1 rRNA gene (only partly in view) is annotated in these 2,349 nt (G+C 63.9%); it reads left to right on the forward strand.

Features of this window, described 5'->3' with window-relative positions:
• Positions 1-2,282 (forward strand): 23S ribosomal RNA (locus PGW49_RS10240); it begins 718 nt to the left of the window's first position.
• Positions 2,283-2,349 lie beyond the last annotated feature (67 nt).

The raw sequence follows: 2,349 nt of genomic DNA on the forward strand, positions 1-2,349 counted from the left end.
CCGAAAGGGAGCCGAAGCGAAAGCGAGCCTTAACAGGGCGACTTGAGTCCCGCGCCGCGGACGCGAAGCCGGGTGAGCTATCCGTGGGCAGGCTGAAGCGGGGGTAAGACCCCGTGGAGGGCCGAACGCACGTCGGTTGAAAACGGCGGCGATGACCTGCGGATAGGGGTGAAAGGCCAATCAAACCCGGAGATATCTCGTTCTCCCCGAAATAGCTTTAGGGCTAGCGTCGCGCGTTCACCGCCGGAGGTAGAGCACCGGATGGACGAGGGGGCTTCGCCGCCTACCGAATCCAACCGAACTCCGAATGCCGGCGGCCCAGAGCGCGGCAGTCAGAGCATGTGGGCTAAGCTGTGTGCTCGAGAGGGAAACAGCCCGGACCGCCCGCTAAGGTCCCCAAGTTCCAGCCGAGTGGCAAAGGATGTGCGTCCGCCCAGACAACCAGGATGTTGGCTTAGAAGCAGCCATCCATTCAAAGAGTGCGTAACAGCTCACTGGTCGAGTGGACATGCGCCGACAATACACGGGGCTAAGCTGGACACCGAAGCGGCGGGATTTTAATTCATTAGAATCGGTAGGGGAGCTTCCCATGGGCGGAGAAGCCGGAGGGCGACCGACGGTGGAGCGCATGGGAGTGAGAATGCTGGCATGAGTAGCGAGAGACGAGAGAGTAACTCGTCCGCCGTGAACCCGAGGTTTCCTGGGCAAGGCTAATCCTCCCAGGGTCAGTCGGGGGCTAAGGCGAGGCCGGTAGGCGTAGCCGACGCGCAGCAGGCAGACATTCCTGCACCGCGCACGCGGCGCTACGACCGACGGGGCGACGGATGGGGGTGGCTCGGCGGGGTTCTGGACGTCCCCGTGATGGAGCGCGGCCCGCGGACCAGGGAAATCCGGTCCGCAGAAGGGCGAGGCTCCGGACGAAGCGACTGAGCGAAGCGAGTGAGCCCGAGGTCCCTAGAAAAACCCCTAGGCAGGCGCGTGCGCGCCCGTACCGCAAACCGACACAGGTGGGTGGGTAGAACATACCGAGGCGATCGGGTCAACCATGGTCAAGGAACTCGGCACAATGGCCCCGTAACTTCGGGAGAAGGGGTGCCCGCGCGTACGTGAACCGGCTTGCCCGGGGAGCGGAGGCGGGCCGCAGTGGAGAGGCCCAAGCGACTGTTTACCAAAAACACAGGACTCTGCAGAAGCCGCAAGGCGACGTATAGGGTCTGACGCCTGCCCGGTGCCGGAAGGTCACGCGGAGGAGTTAGCCGATTCGGCGAAGCCCCGAAGCCAAGCCCCGGTAAACGGCGGCCGTAACTATAACGGTCCTAAGGTAGCGAAATTCCTTGTCGGGTAAGTTCCGACCTGCACGAAAGGCGCAACGACTTGGGCGCTGTCTCGACCATGGACCCGGTGAAATTGCACTGGTCGTGAAGATGCGACTTACCCGCGGAAGGACGGAAAGACCCCGTGAACCTTCACTGCAGCTTGGCATTGGCCGCTGGTCCCGCGTGTAGAGGATAGGCAGGAGGCATCGATCCGGAGGCGCCAGCCCCCGGGGAGCCGCCCTTGGAATACTGCCCTCGCGCGACCGGCGTCCTAACCCGAGGCCGTCAACCGGCTCGGGGACCGTGCCAGGCGGGCAGTTTGACTGGGGCGGTCGCCTCCTAAAGGGTAACGGAGGCGCGCGAAGGTCCGCTCGGGACGGTCGGCAACCGTCCTTTTGAATGCAAGAGTACAAGCGGGCTTGACTGCGAGGCCCACAAGCCGAGCAGGTGCGAAAGCAGGCTCTAGTGATCCGGCGGCCCCGAGTGGGTGGGCCGTCGCTCAACGGATAAAAGGTACTCCGGGGATAACAGGCTGATCTTGCCCAAGAGTCCACATCGACGGCAAGGTTTGGCACCTCGATGTCGGCTCATCGCATCCTGGGGCTGGAGCAGGTCCCAAGGGTACGGCTGTTCGCCGTTTAAAGCGGTACGCGAGCTGGGTTCAGAACGTCGTGAGACAGTTCGGTCCCTATCCTCCGTGGGCGCAGGAGAATCGATGGAGGCTGCCCCCAGTACGAGAGGACCGGGGTGGACGCACCTCCGGTGAACCGGTTGTCGACCAACGGCACGGCCGGGTAGCCGCGTGCGGCGCGGATAACCGCTGAAGGCATCTAAGCGGGAAGCCGTTCCAGGGATTAGTTCTCCTTCCGGTAAGGGCCCAGGTAGACTACCTGGTCGATAGACGGCAGGTGCAAGGCTGGCGACAGCCTCAGCCGAGCCGCACTAATCGCCCGAGCTCTTCCGGAACCGCACCTCGCGGCCCGCGGGACCCAGCGCTCATGCGCGGTCCGGGCACGAGGATGCCCCCGAGTCA

Origin of the sequence: Collinsella aerofaciens, assembly GCF_027679495.1 — a bacterium.
Taxonomy (GTDB): Bacteria; Actinomycetota; Coriobacteriia; order Coriobacteriales; family Coriobacteriaceae; genus Collinsella; species Collinsella aerofaciens_AK.